Source organism: Sphingomonas sp. 77B, assembly GCF_056497825.1.
In genome coordinates this window covers 414,826-428,342 of sequence record NZ_JBWMBY010000001.1, presented here as the reverse complement: position 1 = coordinate 428,342, position 13,517 = coordinate 414,826, and the positions used below count along the sequence as shown (strand labels likewise).

Annotated in this window: 14 protein-coding genes and 1 tRNA gene; 6 read left to right on the top strand and 9 right to left on the bottom strand. The window is 66.6% G+C overall.

The genetic code is table 11. The annotated features are described in order from the left end of the window. Positions 1-9: 9 nt before the first annotated feature. The 8 genes from AC1GI4_RS02040 to AC1GI4_RS02005 form a co-directional block, all read right to left on the bottom strand. Positions 10-651, bottom strand: coding sequence for a phosphoribosylanthranilate isomerase (locus AC1GI4_RS02040; RefSeq protein WP_294272503.1), 642 nt, complete (start codon positions 649-651; stop codon positions 10-12). A gap of 36 nt (positions 652-687) precedes the next feature. Beyond that, a complete protein-coding gene (gene pyrF / locus AC1GI4_RS02035) occupies positions 688-1,362 on the bottom strand; it encodes an orotidine-5'-phosphate decarboxylase (RefSeq protein ID WP_433910600.1) in 675 nt (224 codons plus the stop codon). Between the two features lie 7 nt (positions 1,363-1,369). Then, complete coding sequence (locus tag AC1GI4_RS02030; protein ID WP_479628354.1) at positions 1,370-1,684, bottom strand: hypothetical protein; 315 nt, start codon at positions 1,682-1,684, stop codon at positions 1,370-1,372. 66 nt (positions 1,685-1,750) lie between these two features. After that, entirely contained in the window at positions 1,751-4,033 is a 2,283-nt protein-coding gene (locus AC1GI4_RS02025) for a patatin-like protein (protein ID WP_479628353.1), read from the bottom strand. After that, on the bottom strand, positions 4,033-4,728 hold the full coding sequence (locus AC1GI4_RS02020) for an endonuclease/exonuclease/phosphatase family protein (RefSeq protein WP_294272508.1): 696 nt from the start codon (positions 4,726-4,728) through the stop codon (positions 4,033-4,035). Before AC1GI4_RS02020 ends, AC1GI4_RS02025 begins: the two co-directional genes overlap by 1 nt. A gap of 56 nt (positions 4,729-4,784) precedes the next feature. Then, positions 4,785-4,859, bottom strand: a tRNA-Thr gene (locus tag AC1GI4_RS02015). An 18-nt stretch (positions 4,860-4,877) separates the two neighbouring features. Further along, positions 4,878-5,741, bottom strand: a complete 864-nt coding sequence (locus AC1GI4_RS02010) for a hypothetical protein (RefSeq protein ID WP_479628352.1) — start codon at positions 5,739-5,741, stop codon at positions 4,878-4,880. Further along, on the bottom strand, positions 5,722-7,062 hold the full coding sequence (locus AC1GI4_RS02005; protein ID WP_479628351.1) for a replication-associated recombination protein A: 1,341 nt from the start codon (positions 7,060-7,062) through the stop codon (positions 5,722-5,724). The genes AC1GI4_RS02010 and AC1GI4_RS02005 overlap by 20 nt, the downstream gene beginning before the upstream one ends. A 125-nt stretch (positions 7,063-7,187) precedes the next feature. Between AC1GI4_RS02005 and AC1GI4_RS02000 the strand changes: the two genes are divergently transcribed. Then, entirely contained in the window at positions 7,188-7,805 is a 618-nt protein-coding gene (locus AC1GI4_RS02000; RefSeq protein ID WP_479628350.1) for a PadR family transcriptional regulator, read from the top strand. Beyond that, on the top strand, positions 7,802-8,092 hold the full coding sequence (locus AC1GI4_RS01995; protein ID WP_479628349.1) for a DUF2218 domain-containing protein: 291 nt from the start codon (positions 7,802-7,804) through the stop codon (positions 8,090-8,092). The genes AC1GI4_RS02000 and AC1GI4_RS01995 overlap by 4 nt, the downstream gene beginning before the upstream one ends. Here AC1GI4_RS01995 and AC1GI4_RS01990 read toward each other — a convergent pair. Further along, complete coding sequence (locus AC1GI4_RS01990; protein ID WP_479628348.1) at positions 8,089-9,225, bottom strand: glycosyltransferase family 4 protein; 1,137 nt, start codon at positions 9,223-9,225, stop codon at positions 8,089-8,091. The genes AC1GI4_RS01995 and AC1GI4_RS01990 overlap by 4 nt on opposite strands. 96 nt (positions 9,226-9,321) lie before the next feature. Between AC1GI4_RS01990 and radA the strand changes: the two genes are divergently transcribed. The 4 genes from radA to AC1GI4_RS01970 all read left to right on the top strand — a co-directional run bounded on the left by radA (position 9,322) and on the right by AC1GI4_RS01970 (position 13,516). Then, complete coding sequence (radA, locus tag AC1GI4_RS01985; RefSeq protein ID WP_433910593.1) at positions 9,322-10,695, top strand: DNA repair protein RadA; 1,374 nt, start codon at positions 9,322-9,324, stop codon at positions 10,693-10,695. A gap of 132 nt (positions 10,696-10,827) precedes the next feature. Further along, on the top strand, positions 10,828-11,331 hold the full coding sequence (locus AC1GI4_RS01980; protein ID WP_479630330.1) for a CvpA family protein: 504 nt from the start codon (positions 10,828-10,830) through the stop codon (positions 11,329-11,331). Next, a complete protein-coding gene (locus AC1GI4_RS01975) occupies positions 11,331-11,768 on the top strand; it encodes an iron-sulfur cluster assembly scaffold protein (protein ID WP_479630329.1) in 438 nt (145 codons plus the stop codon). The genes AC1GI4_RS01980 and AC1GI4_RS01975 overlap by 1 nt, the downstream gene beginning before the upstream one ends. Next, positions 11,768-13,516: a cation:proton antiporter domain-containing protein gene (locus AC1GI4_RS01970; RefSeq protein ID WP_479628347.1), complete on the top strand. Its 1,749-nt coding sequence runs from the start codon at positions 11,768-11,770 to the stop codon at positions 13,514-13,516. Before AC1GI4_RS01975 ends, AC1GI4_RS01970 begins: the two co-directional genes overlap by 1 nt. Position 13,517: the final 1 nt, after the last annotated feature.

Genomic DNA, 13,517 nt, shown 5'->3' with positions numbered 1-13,517 from the left:
ACGTTCCTGTCACTGATTTGTCGCAACGGCTTTAAGGAAGCCTGCGATCTTGTCCATATCCTTGACGCCCGGCGCGCTCTCGACGCCTGACGACACGTCGACCAACGGTGCGCCGGTGCGGCGGATGGCCTCGGCAACATTACCAGCATCCAGGCCACCGGACAAAGCCCAGCGCAACGGATGGCGCACTCCGTCGAGCAGGCTCCAGTCGAAGCGCAGGCCCATGCCGCCGGGCAGCGACGCGTCGTCCGGCGTCTTGGCGTCGTAAAGGATCAGGCTGGCCGCGCCCGCAAAGTCGCGCGCCTTCTCGACATCGCCGCGCAGCTTGATCGCGACCGCGGCCCAGACCTCCCGGTCGAATTTCGAGCGGATCGCCGCCACGCGGGCGGGGGCGGTGCGGTGAAGCTGGATCGCGTCGAGATGCCCGGCGCGGACTGCCGCTTCCAGCAGCTGGTCGTCGGGGTCGACGAACACGCCGACGCGCTGGACATGATCGGGTACCCGCCCCGCCAGTCCCGCCGCGACATCGAAGGTCAGGTGGCGGGGCGAGGCCGGGAAGAAGACGAAGCCGACATGGCTCGCGCCACCGCCCAGGGCGGCGTCGAGCGTGGCGGGCGTCGTCAATCCGCAGATCTTGGCAGTGGTCGGCATGATCGTTTCCCGAATGGGAGGGTCCGAAAAACGGGCTTAGAGCGTGCCTGCAATGGCGCGGGCCGCCGCGTCAGGGTCATCGGCCTGGGTGATCGGACGGCCGATGACCAGGATCGAAGCACCGGCGTCGACCGCCGCGCGCGGCGTGACGACACGCTTCTGGTCGCCCAGGACGCCATCCGCCGGCCGCACGCCGGGGACGACGAAAAAGCCTTTCGGCCAGGCCTTCTTCGCCGCCGCCACCTCTTCGCCCGAGCAGACGATGCCATCGACACCCGCTTCGGCGGCCAGATCGGCCAGTCGGCGGACATGATCGGCCGGGGATCCGAGGACGCCGGTGTCGGACAGGTCGCTGGCATCCAGGCTGGTGAGCATGGTGACGGCGACCACCTTGGTCCCGATCGGAGCGGCGGCCTTGGCATCCTCCAGCATGGCGCGACCGCCGCTGGCATGGACGGTCAGGATCGCCGGGGCGAGGGGCCCGAGCGACTGAACCGCCTTGGCCACCGTATTGGGAATATCGTGCAGCTTCAGGTCGAGGAAGATGGGCAGGCCGATATGCGCCATCTCACGCACGCCGGTCGCTCCATGCGCGCAGAAGAATTCCAGACCCAGCTTCAGGCCGCCGACATGATGGCGGACCTTCTGCGCCAGCGCCTGGGCGCGAGCCAGATCGGGGGTGTCGATGGCGACGAAGATGCGATTGCTCATGAAGGGATCAGACCGTCGGTTGTGTGGTGGTGGTGGTCACGGGGGCGACAGGCGCCACATAGGCGCTCGTCTCGGCCGACACGGCGGCCAGCGAACGCTCGGCCGCGCTCAGCCGCTGGCGCAGCTTCCAGCGCGCCGCATGCTGCCAGACCAGCGTCGGGACGAGGCCGAGCAGGAAGGTCAGGAACAGCAGCAGCGGCAAGTTCACGTCCGCCACCAGCCCGCCGACCAGCCGGATCGGAACGGTCGTCCAGTTCCCCAGCGTGAAGGCCGCGGCCAGAAAGGCCAGCAGGCACCAGAAGAGCATTTTCAGGAACTGCATGGGTTTCTCCGCATCACCGGGGTTCGGCGATGCGGTCTAGCGGCGTTGGTCGGGCATGACCAGCCTTCAGCCGATCTCGCGGCGAAGCGAAGCTATCAGCGGGGCGATCGCGGTCAGCCGCGCTTCCTCCTCATCCAGAATTGCCAGGAACGCCCGCCGCTTGAACGCCGCGACCGCGCCGGGCTTCAGCCGGATGGTCGAAGGCAGGGTGGAGACGGCGATGTCGATCATCCGCTCCGCCCCGTGCAACCGTCCCCAGAGATAGTCGTTCTCGCGGTAGCTACGACTGAAGAACGCGCCGAAAGTCAGGAACTGGATACCCTTCAACGTCGCCTCCGCGCCCCCGGCACGAATGGCGGTCGCGTCGTCGGGTGAGATACGGTCGACCTTGATCGGGTCGAACTCGTCCAGCCCCTCGCCCTGGAGCAGCGGCAGCGTCGCTACGTCGAAATAGGGAAAGCCCAGATAGGTCAGCAGCAGGGTTCGCCGCGCCGCGCGTGGCAGGCCGGAAAAAGCCGCAGCCAGTCGTGCATCGGTTTCGCCGTCGAGCCGGATAAGGTCGAGCCGCGCCTCCAGTCGATCCAGCAAGGGGCCGCCATCGTCCCGGATCGCACGAATGTCGTCGGCCCAGTCGGCCAGCGCCATGCCGCTCTGCCGCTCCAGGAATTCGGCGAGCGACTCATAAATCGCATCACGAACGGGCGACAGTTCCGCTTCGCTGTGGTCCGCCTCCAGTTCGGTGAGCCGCCGGGCGAGGAGCCGCAGACGACGGATGCGATAGCCCAGGTCGAAGGCGCGCAGGAATGTTCGCGCGCCGGTGCTGGAGCCACCGGCGAAGTTGATCGCCTCGCCCCCGACATGGCGGTCGGCGATCGTCCGCTCGATCATCGCGCGCAGGCGGTGACGACGCTGCTGGCCATCATCGCCCATCGCTTCCGCCAGGATCGTCGCCATGCCATCGATGACATTGGCGAGCTTCAGATGCCCATAGGCCGCATAGCTGAACCCCGCCTTCGCGGCGGCGGCGGCCTGTGCGCGGACCCGCCACGAGGCCAAACGTGCGGCGGTCGGACGGTCGAGGAAGAAGGTGCCGCCGAAGAGCTGCTCGATCTCCTGCTCCACCTCCTCGCGGATGGCGGCGAGGATCGCCTGCATCCGGTCGATCCTCCCCGAGCGTGCGGCGATCGCCTCCAGATTGTCGCGAATTGGCTGCTGGCGGGGCAGTTCGCTGATCGCGCCGACGATCGTCTGGAAAAAGCCGGGATGGCCGCCGCCGCCGGGTAGGCGGAAATGCATTCCCGGGAACGGATCGATATAGACGAAGCGCCGGTCGACCTGCCGCCGCGCCGGGCGACGGCCCAGCGCGTCGATCGCGGGGCGGAAAGGCGCGTTGACCAGCACCGATCCGTCGATCAGCACCGCCTTGTCTGCGGCGCCCGCCGCATGATGGCGGGGCAGGACGCGGCGCAGGAAATCATCACGTTCGGGCCAGCCCTGCCCACGCGCCTCAAGGACGCGGTCCAGTTCCCCGACGGTGAAGGGTGGGAAGGCGCCGGGAAAGCTCGACGTCGCCCGCGCGGCAAAGACCAGTTCGGGGATCGCCGCCAGCGTGCCGTCGCCGCTATCGGTGAAATCGACCACCATACGATGCTCGGTCTCCACCACCTCACCCGGTGAATGCAGCCGCAATCGTTGGGGCTGTCCGGTAAAGTCGGTGACGGTGACGAACAGGTCGAGCGGCTGGCCCGGCGGCAGCAGCCTCTTGCCCGCCGGGGCCTGCGCCATGCGATCGAACGCCTCGATCAGACGCCCGGTAAAGTCATCGGCGGAGAAGGGCGGCTCGAACCAGCGCGATCGGATCAGATGGCCGAGCTTGGAACGGACCTCTTCTCGCGTATCCTCATCCAGTGCCGCGACCTTCTCGCCGCTGCGCCCCGCCGCCATCCAGGCGATGGGCAGCGCCCACATCTTGGAAAAGCGCGAGGTCGGCGCGGCCTCCGGCGCAATCAGCGACTCAATGTCGGCCGCCTCCAGCCAGAGATCGGTCAGCGGGTCGAGCGACTGTCCCGTCGACATGGCGTGGCCCAGGAAGATGCCGTTGATCCCGCCCGCACTGGCGCCTGCGATGATGTCGGCCAGGATACGCACCCGCACGCCGCCGCGCTCCGCCATCTCGTCGAGCAGATCATGATAGACCGCATCGACCGCAGAGGCGGGCGGATCGCCCTCATGCGACGCACGGCTGGCGCGCACGACGCGCCAGATTTCCTTGGTGATGCCGTGCATGTAGACGGCCAGACTGATCCCGCCATAGCAGACCAGCGCCAGCCGAAGCTCCTTCTCGCGCATCAGCGGGGACCGATCATGGCCCAGATGGGCAGGTGGTCAGACGCGCGCCGCGATGTCGGCGTAGCGTGCACACCGCACTCGCCGATCTTCAGCTCGGGCGATACCATGATCCGGTCGAGCCGCCCGATCGGTCGCCGTGCGTGAAAGCTGGGCCCGGTCTCGGCCACCGCAAAATCGCGAGTGAAGTCCTTCAGGCAGCCCGCCGCGCGGGTCCACTCGTTCAGATCGCCCATCATGACGGTCGGATGCCGGTGCACGCAGCTCGACAGATGCGCCAGGATCGCCGCCGCCTGCCGCCGCCGCCACAGGCCCGACAGGTCGAGATGCATGCCCACCACCCGGATCACGCCGGCCTTGGTTCGCAGATCGGCCATCACTGCGCCGCGCGGTTCCAGCGAGGGAAGGTGGATCGCTTCGAAATCCAGCACCTGGGTGGTCTTGCGCACCAGGATCGTATTGCCATGCCAACCCATCGAACGGGCCTTCATGCCGTAAACGATCGGCTTCCAATCGCTATGATCGTCGAGCAGATGAAGCGGTATCACCCCTTCGCGGTCGCCGAAGCGACGATCGGCCTCCTGCAGCGCGATCACATCGGCGTCGATCTCTCGCAATACGTCCAGAATGCGATCGGGACTGCGTCGCCGATCCGCGCCGATGCCTTTTCGGATATTGTAGCTGGCGACCTTAATCATTCCGCCACTGTAACGCAGCGCCGGGCTTTTGGTGCCCGTTTCGGAATGAGGGGAAATGGTGCCGGATGAGGGGATCGAACCCCCGACCTTCGGTTTACAAAACCGCTGCACTACCGCTGTGCTAATCCGGCGTTGTCGTCCCTCTAGCGTCAAGACACGCCGAACGTCCAGCCCTCCGTTTGCGCGACGTGACGCGTAAGGCCCGAGGGGTGCCAGAGATCGGCACGCGTCGCCGTGGTGCGCAGCCAAGCCGAGGTCAGGATCGCGTCGGTGCTATGGTCGTCATAGCGGCCGAGCGGATCATGCGGCTCGCTGCCCAACACCTTCAGGGCCTCGTCCAGTGCATCGGCACTGCGCATCTTGCTTCGGCCTTTCGGTCGCCCGGCATCGCGTGCGGCGATGGCGGTGTAGATTTCGACGACCACCGCGCCGTAGGGCGGCACCGGGTCGAACGGCCAGATCGCCATGCGCCCGTCCAGTCGTCGCAGTAGCCGCATTCCGGCAAAGCTTGCCTTGGCGACCTGTGACGCCCCGATGGCGTCGTAGACGGTCGAAGGCTTTCGCGCGCCATCGGTGGCGATCTCGCATGTCCGCCAATGGAGGAAGTCCGCCTTCCGGCCGTCCGCTGCTCCGAAGTAGAAATGCGTACCGCGCCGCGCTTCCAGAAAGCTGCGCGCGCCCAGATCGGGATCGTCGCTGCTGTCGTCGACATAGGCCCAAAGCGCGCGCGCATCCACGGTCGGCCGATCCCCGGGAAGGTGCGCGCCACGCGTGACGAACGGTGCCGAGAAGCTGAAGTCGAAGCCGATCAGCCATGGCTCGTCCGCACGGGCCAGCAACCACTCGGCCACGGCTTCGCGCGACCAGGCCCGGCCCGGCGGCGTGACGATGATGGGGGCGGCGTTACCTAAGTGGCAGAGCGCAACCTGGATACCGGGATGGGTCGTCCCGTGCGCACCGGACCAGTCGATCGCGACAAACCCGGTAAAACGGTCAGGCGCGACGGTCATCATCGCCGTCCTGCAACACGCGACGACGCTCGTCCCACCACGCCATCCGCTCGGCGATCCGCTTCTCCAGCCCGCGCCCGGACGGCTCGTAGAAGCTCTGGGGCGGCAGTTCGTCGGGCCAGTAGTTCGCGCCCGAAAAACCGCCATCGGCGTCATGGTCGTACTGATAGCCCGCACCGTAACCGATCTGCTTCATCAGCTTGGTCGGCGCGTTCAGGATATTGGCGGGCGGCATCAGCGACCCGGTTTCCTTGGCGGTGCGCCAGGCCTGCTTCTGCGCCTTATAGGCTGCATTCGATTTGGGCGCGGTCGCGAGGTACAGGCAGGCCTGCACGATCGCCAACTCCCCCTCGGGCGAACCGAGGAATTCATAGGCATCCTTGGCTGCGAGACACTGCGTCAGGGCCTGCGGGTCGGCCAGCCCGATATCCTCGATCGCCGTCCGGGTCAGGCGACGCAGGACGTAGAGGGGTTCCTCGCCCGCCGTCAGCATCCGCGCAAGATAGTAGAGCGCGGCCTGCGGGTCCGATCCGCGGATCGACTTATGCAGCGCCGAGATCAGGTTGTAATGCCCTTCGCGGTCCTTGTCATAGACCGCCACCCGGCGCTGCAGGAATGCCGATAGTTCCGCGGCGTCGAGTGGTTCCGGCAGGTCCACCGCGAACAGCGTCTCGGCCTGGTTGAGGAGGAACCGGCCATCCCCGTCGGCACTGGCGAGGAGCGCATCACGGGCGGGCGGCTGCAAGGGCAGGGGGCGTTCCATCAACGCCTCCGCCCGCTTCAGCAATTGCTCCAGCGCGGGCTGCCCGAGCCGGTGGAGGATCAGAACCTGTGCCCGGCTGAGCAACGCGGCGTTGAGTTCGAACGAGGGGTTCTCCGTCGTCGCACCGACCAGCGTGACTGTGCCATCCTCGACGAAAGGCAGGAAGCCGTCCTGCTGAGCGCGGTTGAAGCGGTGGATCTCGTCCACGAACAACAGCGTTCGCTGGCCCAGCCGGGCGTGATCGCGCGCTTCGGCAAAAACCTTCTTCAGGTCCGCGACGCCGGAAAAGACCGCCGAAATCGCGGCATAGCGCAGCCCCACTTCGGCGGCGAGCAGACGGGCGATCGTCGTCTTGCCAGTACCCGGCGGCCCCCAGAGGATCATCGAGGACAAGCGCCCGGCCGCCACCATCCGACCGATCGCCCCCTCCGCCCCGGTCAGGTGGTCCTGCCCCACGACCTCGGCCAGCTTCATCGGGCGCAAACGGTCGGCCAGCGGCGCGTTGGCCGAGAGGGAAGGCTGGGCTGGGGCGGGGTCCATACCCGCAAAGAGATCGGCCATGTCCGTCATGTAGGGCGTGCCTCCCCCGCCGTCATCCTGCTTCGAAAGATATATCTCAAAACATCTTGACCGAGGCACATCGCGATATATCTTGAGTGTATCAGAATTATGTTCGGGAATACGGAATGTTTCGTTTTTCGCATGGCGGCGGCGGTCGCCATCATCACCGTTTCGGCGGCCATGGTCCTGGCCCGGAGCTGGACATCGAACGCTTCTTGCACTGGGTCGAGCGACTGAATGACGGCGAGCATCGCCGTCGCGGCGGTGGCAGCGGACGCAGCAGGCGGATGTTCGATGGCGGCGAACTGCGCCTCGTGCTGCTCAAACTGATCGCCGACGCGCCGCGCCACGGCTATGACCTGATCCGCGAGATCGAGGCGATGACGGGCGGCACCTATGCGCCCAGCCCGGGCGTCATCTATCCGACGATCACGTTGCTGGACGAGATGGGCTTTATCGAGGAGCAACGCTCGGAAGGGGCCAAGAAGCGTTTCGCCGCCACCGACCCCGGCCGCACGCATCTGTCCGAAAATGCTGAGCAGGTCGAGGCGTTGCTTGCCCGGCTCCGGGCGCTGGGGGAGCATCGCCAGCGGGTCGATGCCGCACCCATCCGGCGTGCCATGGGTGGCCTGAAGATGGCGGTCATGGAACGGTTCGCCAGCGGTGATGCCCCGCCGGACCTGGTGCATCAAGTGGCGGCCATGATCGATGAACTCGCGCAGAAAGTGGAGCGCCTGAAATGAGCCTGTCCGTCGCCCGCGTGCCGACCCTGTCGGCCAGCCGCTATCTCCAGCAGATGGCCAAGCATTGGAGCCACAAGATGGAGGTGTCTTTCACCCCAGAGGAAGGCACGATCCTGTTCCCCAACGGCTCGAAGCTGGAGATGCGCGCCGCCAGTGAGACGCTGGATATCGTCCTGACCGTGCCCGAGGACGGCGACGTCGCCCGGATGCGGGAAGTCGTGGCCAGCCATCTCGACCGCTTCGCCTTCCACGAAGCACCCCTGACCTTCGACTGGCGCGAGGGTTAGGCGAACAGGGCGCGATAGGCGTCCAGCACCGCGTCGTTGACCTTGTCCCATCGATAATCGGCGACGCGGGCTTGCCCCGCCTCGCTGAATCGGCGGCGCAACGCTTCGTCGGTGGAGATCCGCTCCAGCGCGTCGGCGTAGCCGCTAATATCTCGCGCGCCGACCAGATAGCCGGTCTCGCCATCGGCCACCAGGTCCATGGCGCCGGTCGCGTTGGCCGCCACGACGGGCACGCCCGCCGCCATCGCCTCCGTCGTGACGTTACCGAACGTCTCGGTTACGCTGGGGTTGAAGAAGATGTCCATCGACGCGACCGCACGGCCCAGGTCATCGCCGGTCTGATATCCCGCAAAGATGGCATCGGGCGTCGCCCTGGCGAACCAGTCCTGGGCCGGGCCCTTGCCGACGACCAGAACCTTGTGCGGTACGCCCCGCCGCCGCAACTCGGCCAGCGCCTCGGCAAAGACGTCGAGCCCCTTTTCCTTGACGAGCCGCCCCAGGAACCCGATCGCCACCTCATGATCGGCGATGCCGAGCGAGCGCCGCCACTCCAGACTGCGGCGGGAGGGCTGGAAACGGTCGTGATCGATGCCGCGCGACCAGATGCCCATCGGCGGCGTCACGCCCCAACCGCGTAGCAGCGCGATCATGCTGGGGCTCGGCGCGACGATCCGGTCGAACTTGTTGTAGAACCGGGTCAGCAGCTTGATGATCGCCGGTTCCAGAAAGCCCAGATGGTAATAGGCCGGATAGGTCTCGAATCGGGTGTGGACCGATGCGATCGACGCGACGCCCTTTTCGCGTGCCCAGCGTACGGCGGCGTGGCCCAGAAATTCGGGCGCGGAGACATGGACGATATTGGGTGCGAACGCCTCCAGATCGGCGCGCACCTTGGCGGGAAGCCCGCGCGCCAGCTTGTAATCGGCGCGGAACGGCATCGGGATGGCGGGCACGTCGACCAGATCGCCGACCGGCGGAAAGGCGGGCGTCGAGGAAGTCGGCGAATAGACCCGCACGGCAACGCCCCGCGCCAGCAGATGGCCGACCAGCAGGTTCAGGCTCTGGTTCGCGCCGTCGCGCGTATAATTGTAATTGCCGCTGAACAGCGCGACACGAAATCGTTCTGGGATCATGGAGCCCGCCCCATAGACGGAAGGGCCGGTAAAGGCCACTCCCGCTGCCCGATCAAATCCGTTCCATTTTCGTTCCGCCTTGGCTAGAGCATCGGCATGGCCAAGATCCAGAAGCGCTATGTCTGCCAATCCTGTGGTTCGGTGTCCTCCCGCTGGCAAGGGCAATGCCCCGATTGTTCCGAATGGAACACGATGCTGGAGGAAGCGCCGGTCCAGCTGACGCCCTTTGCCGCCAAGCATAATCTGCAGGGCGGGGGCCGAGCGATCCAGCTTGTCGGACTGGATGCCGATATTCCGCTGCCCGACCGGATGGCGACCGGCATCGCCGAACTCGACCGCGCGCTGGGCGGAGGGTTCGTCGAAGGATCGGCCACGCTCATCGGTGGCGATCCGGGGATCGGCAAGTCGACCCTGCTGCTCCAGGCGGCAGCGAAGCTGGCCATGGCGGGCAAGCCGGTCGCCTATGTGTCGGGCGAGGAGGCCGCCGACCAGGTGCGTCTGCGCGCGCGGCGACTGGGACTGGGGCAGGCCCCCGTCCGGCTGGCGGCGGCGACCTCGGTTCGCGACATCCTGACCACCCTGTCGATCGGCACGCCGCCAGCACTTCTCATCATCGACTCGATCCAGACGATGCACTCCGACCTGATCGAGGGCGCGCCGGGGACGGTCAGCCAGGTTCGCGCGTCGGGGCAGGAGCTAATCCGTTTCGCCAAGGAGCGCGGCACCGCCGTCGTTCTGGTCGGCCATGTCACCAAGGACGGCTCGATCGCGGGCCCCCGCGTGCTGGAGCACATGGTCGACACCGTCCTCGCCTTCGAGGGGGAACGCAGTCACCAATATCGCATCCTGCGTGCGATCAAGAACCGCTTCGGCGGAACCGACGAGATCGGCGTCTTCGCCATGCAGACCGAGGGACTGACCGAGGTTGGCAATCCGTCATCGCTGTTCCTGACCAATCGCGAGGAAGGGATTACCGGCGCAACCGTCTTCCCCGCGCTGGAGGGGACGCGGCCGGTACTGGTCGAGATACAGGCGCTGACCGTGCGCCTCGCCTCCGGCGCGACGCCACGACGTGCCGTCGTCGGTTGGGATACCGGACGCCTCGCGATGATCCTGGCGGTGCTGGAGGCGCGGTGCGGGCTGAGTTTTTCGTCTGCCGAAGTCTATCTCAACATCGCCGGTGGCTACCGTGTTCAGGACCCGGCCGCGGATCTGGCGGTGGCGGCGGCACTGATCTCGGCGCTGTCCGAACGGCCGGTTCCGACCGATGCCATCGTGTTCGGCGAGATCGCGCTGTCGGGTGAAATCCGCTCGGTAGCGCATGGCCCGCTACGTTTGAAAGAGGCGGGCAAGCTCGGCTTCGAGAAGGCGATCGTACCGCGCGCGATGGCGAATGACGAAGGCGGCTTGCGCATGACCGGCTTTCGCACCCTGGCCGAGTTCGTTGATTATATGTTGGGGCGCGGGTAGCGAAGAAGCCTGATGGCGCCAGGGCCCGGTCATCGTGGTTCATGGGCTGGCCGAGATATGGGATAGCAGGCGTTGACGGCCCTAGATATTCTTGTCCTGATCGCGGTGTTCGGTGCGGCGATCCAGGGGTTCATGCGGGGCTTTGTCACCGAGGTGCTGGCCCTGTTCGCGTGGGTCGCGATCGTCGCCGCGCTCAAGATGTTCCATATCGCGCTGGCGCAGGCGCTGACCGGGGTGGTCGGCACCGTGTCGGGTGCCGCCGTGCTGGCTTTCGCGCTCATCGTCGGCGTGACGTATCTGGGCGGGCGCATGATCGCGCGCGCCATCGGACAGCGTGCCCGCACTTCCGTCCTGGGGCCGGTCGACCGGGCGCTGGGTTTCGGCTTCGGCGCGTTGAAAGGCCTGATCCTCGCCAGCCTCGTCTTCCTGGTCGTCGCCCTGATGGTCGATACGGTCAGCGGCGGGCCGGCACGGCGGCCCGAATGGATGGTGAAGAGCCGTACGTACAAGCTGTTGAATGCAACCAGCGCGGGGATCGCCGATTTTGTTGATCGGCGTCGTCGCGGCCTGCCCGTCTTCGGCGCCCCAACGCCCTCTGCCACCTCCGGCACGACCAACAGCAGTGAGACCCCGTGATGAACGCGCCCCTCTACAATGCGGAGATATTGCGCCTGACCACGGCGATCCCGCATGACCAACGCCTGATCGATCCCATGGCCAGCGTCGAGCGGCGCTCCCCGATCTGCGGCAGTCGTGTGACGGTCGACGTCAATCTGGACGAAGCGGGCCGGGTGGCGGAAGTCGGGATGCTCGTCCGCGCCTGTGCTCTGGGGCAGGCATCGGCGGCCCTGTTGTCAGCGCATGTCATCGGGCGCAGCGTTACCGAGCTCGCTACCGCGCGGGACGAACTGACCGCGTGGCTGGCGGCGGGGCAGGGGGCTGCCCCCGACTGGCCCGGCCTCGACATCTTCACCCCGGCGCTGTCCTATACCGCCCGCCACCCGTCGATCCGGCTGGCGTTCGAGGCGGCGGCGCAGGCGGCCGAGGATGCCACGACCGGAGCCAAAAGCTGATGCATGCAGAGGTGTCCCTGATTCGCGATGGTGCGATACTCTTCGGCTTCGGACTGGCCTTCGTCCTGATCTTTCGCCGTCTGGGCCTTGGCGCGACGTTGGGATATCTGGTCGCGGGCGCGGTCGTCGGGCCGCATGTCCTGGGCCTGGTCGGCGATGCCGAGTCCAAGCTGGGGATTGCCGAGATCGGCATCACGCTCCTGCTCTTCATCGTCGGGTTGGAGCTGAACCCCGCCCGGCTCTGGCGCATGAAGCATGAGATTTTCGGGCTGGGCTTACTCCAGGTCGCGGTCTGCGGGTTGGCGATCACTGGCATCGTCATGCTGGCGCACTTCTCGCTGGAGGCGGCGCTGGCACTCGGCCTGCCGCTCGCGCTGTCCTCGACCGCGCAGGTGTTGCCGATGCTGCAATCCTCGGGGCGGCTGCGCACACCCTTTGGGGAGCGGGCTTTTTCGATCCTGTTGTTCCAGGATCTGTCGATCGTCCCGCTCATCACCATCGTCGCGGCCATGTCGCGCAATCCCGCCGACCATACCGGCCCGCCGGGATGGATCCTGGCGCTGGAGACGGTGGGAGCCGTCATCGGCCTGATCCTGGCGGGGCGCTTCCTGCTGCGGCCGCTGTTCCGTTTGATCGGCAATATGGGCGAGCGCGAGATGTTCGTATTCGCCGGGCTGTTCACGGTGGTCGCCAGCGCGGCCGTGATGGAATTGCTCGGCCTATCGACGGCGCTCGGCGCATTCATAGCGGGCGTGATGCTGGCCGACAGTCCGTACCGGCACGAATTGGAGGCAGATGTCGAGCCGTTTCGCTCGATCCTGCTGGGCCTGTTCTTCCTGGCGGTCGGCATGATGCTCGACCTTCCCGCGATTGCCGAGCGACCCGCCTTCGTCGCGATCATGGCGATGGCGCTGATAGCGACCAAGGCGCTGGTCATCTCGCTGATCGGCCTTGCGTTCAAGATGAACTGGCGCTCCGCGCTCGCGCTCGGGCTGCTGATGAGTCAGGGCGGTGAGTTCGGGTTCGTGCTCTTCGCGCAGGCGCAGCAGGGCTATCTGATCGCGCCCGAGGCCGCGAGCCTGTTCGGGGCGATCATCACCCTGTCGATGGCGACGACCCCCTTTCTGATGGGGGCGACTCGCCGCATCCGCGAAGAGCCGGTCATTACCCGCGGCGGCCATCGCGAAGGGCCGATGACGGACGGCGCCAACGCCCTGATCGTCGGCTATGGTCGCTTCGGCCAGACGGTCGCGCAGATGCTGATCGCCAGCGACGTTCCCGTGACCCTGATCGACCGCGATATCGAAATGATCGACATCGCCGCCTCCTTCGGTGCCAAGGTCTATTATGGCGACGGCACCCGGCTGGATCTGCTGCGCCAGGCTGGCGCGGCGGAGGCCGAACTCATCCTGTTCTGCCTGGACGACGATCAGATCACGCTGGAATTGCTGGAAAGCGTCCACGCGGCCTTCCCCAATGCCTCGATCTTCGTCCGCGCCTATGACCGGCGCGCCGTCCTGCGGCTGAAGGGCGGCCCGGCATCCTATGTCGTGCGCGAGGTTCTGGAGTCGGCCGTCAAGATGGCCCGGCTGGCACTGGGCAGCCTGAAGGTCGAGGCGGGGGAGATCGACCGGATCGAAACCATGTACCGTTCGCGCGACAAGGAGCGGCTTGCCGCGCAGGCCGAGGCCGGAAGCTTGCACGCGGCGGTCGATCGGATCATCACGCAGGACGAGCGAAAGGGCTGAA

Coding starts and splice junctions, on each gene's coding strand:
- AC1GI4_RS02040 (WP_294272503.1), bottom strand. CDS start 651: ATGCCGACCACTGCCAAGATCTGCGGATTGACGACGCCCGCCACGCTC.
- pyrF (WP_433910600.1), bottom strand. CDS start 1,362: ATGAGCAATCGCATCTTCGTCGCCATCGACACCCCCGATCTGGCTCGC.
- AC1GI4_RS02030 (WP_479628354.1), bottom strand. CDS start 1,684: ATGCAGTTCCTGAAAATGCTCTTCTGGTGCCTGCTGGCCTTTCTGGCC.
- AC1GI4_RS02025 (WP_479628353.1), bottom strand. CDS start 4,033: ATGCGCGAGAAGGAGCTTCGGCTGGCGCTGGTCTGCTATGGCGGGATC.
- AC1GI4_RS02020 (WP_294272508.1), bottom strand. CDS start 4,728: ATGATTAAGGTCGCCAGCTACAATATCCGAAAAGGCATCGGCGCGGAT.
- AC1GI4_RS02010 (WP_479628352.1), bottom strand. CDS start 5,741: ATGATGACCGTCGCGCCTGACCGTTTTACCGGGTTTGTCGCGATCGAC.
- AC1GI4_RS02005 (WP_479628351.1), bottom strand. CDS start 7,062: ATGGCCGATCTCTTTGCGGGTATGGACCCCGCCCCAGCCCAGCCTTCC.
- AC1GI4_RS02000 (WP_479628350.1), top strand. CDS start 7,188: ATGTTTCGTTTTTCGCATGGCGGCGGCGGTCGCCATCATCACCGTTTC.
- AC1GI4_RS01995 (WP_479628349.1), top strand. CDS start 7,802: ATGAGCCTGTCCGTCGCCCGCGTGCCGACCCTGTCGGCCAGCCGCTAT.
- AC1GI4_RS01990 (WP_479628348.1), bottom strand. CDS start 9,225: ATGATCCCAGAACGATTTCGTGTCGCGCTGTTCAGCGGCAATTACAAT.
- radA (WP_433910593.1), top strand. CDS start 9,322: ATGGCCAAGATCCAGAAGCGCTATGTCTGCCAATCCTGTGGTTCGGTG.
- AC1GI4_RS01980 (WP_479630330.1), top strand. CDS start 10,828: ATGCGGGGCTTTGTCACCGAGGTGCTGGCCCTGTTCGCGTGGGTCGCG.
- AC1GI4_RS01975 (WP_479630329.1), top strand. CDS start 11,331: ATGAACGCGCCCCTCTACAATGCGGAGATATTGCGCCTGACCACGGCG.
- AC1GI4_RS01970 (WP_479628347.1), top strand. CDS start 11,768: ATGCATGCAGAGGTGTCCCTGATTCGCGATGGTGCGATACTCTTCGGC.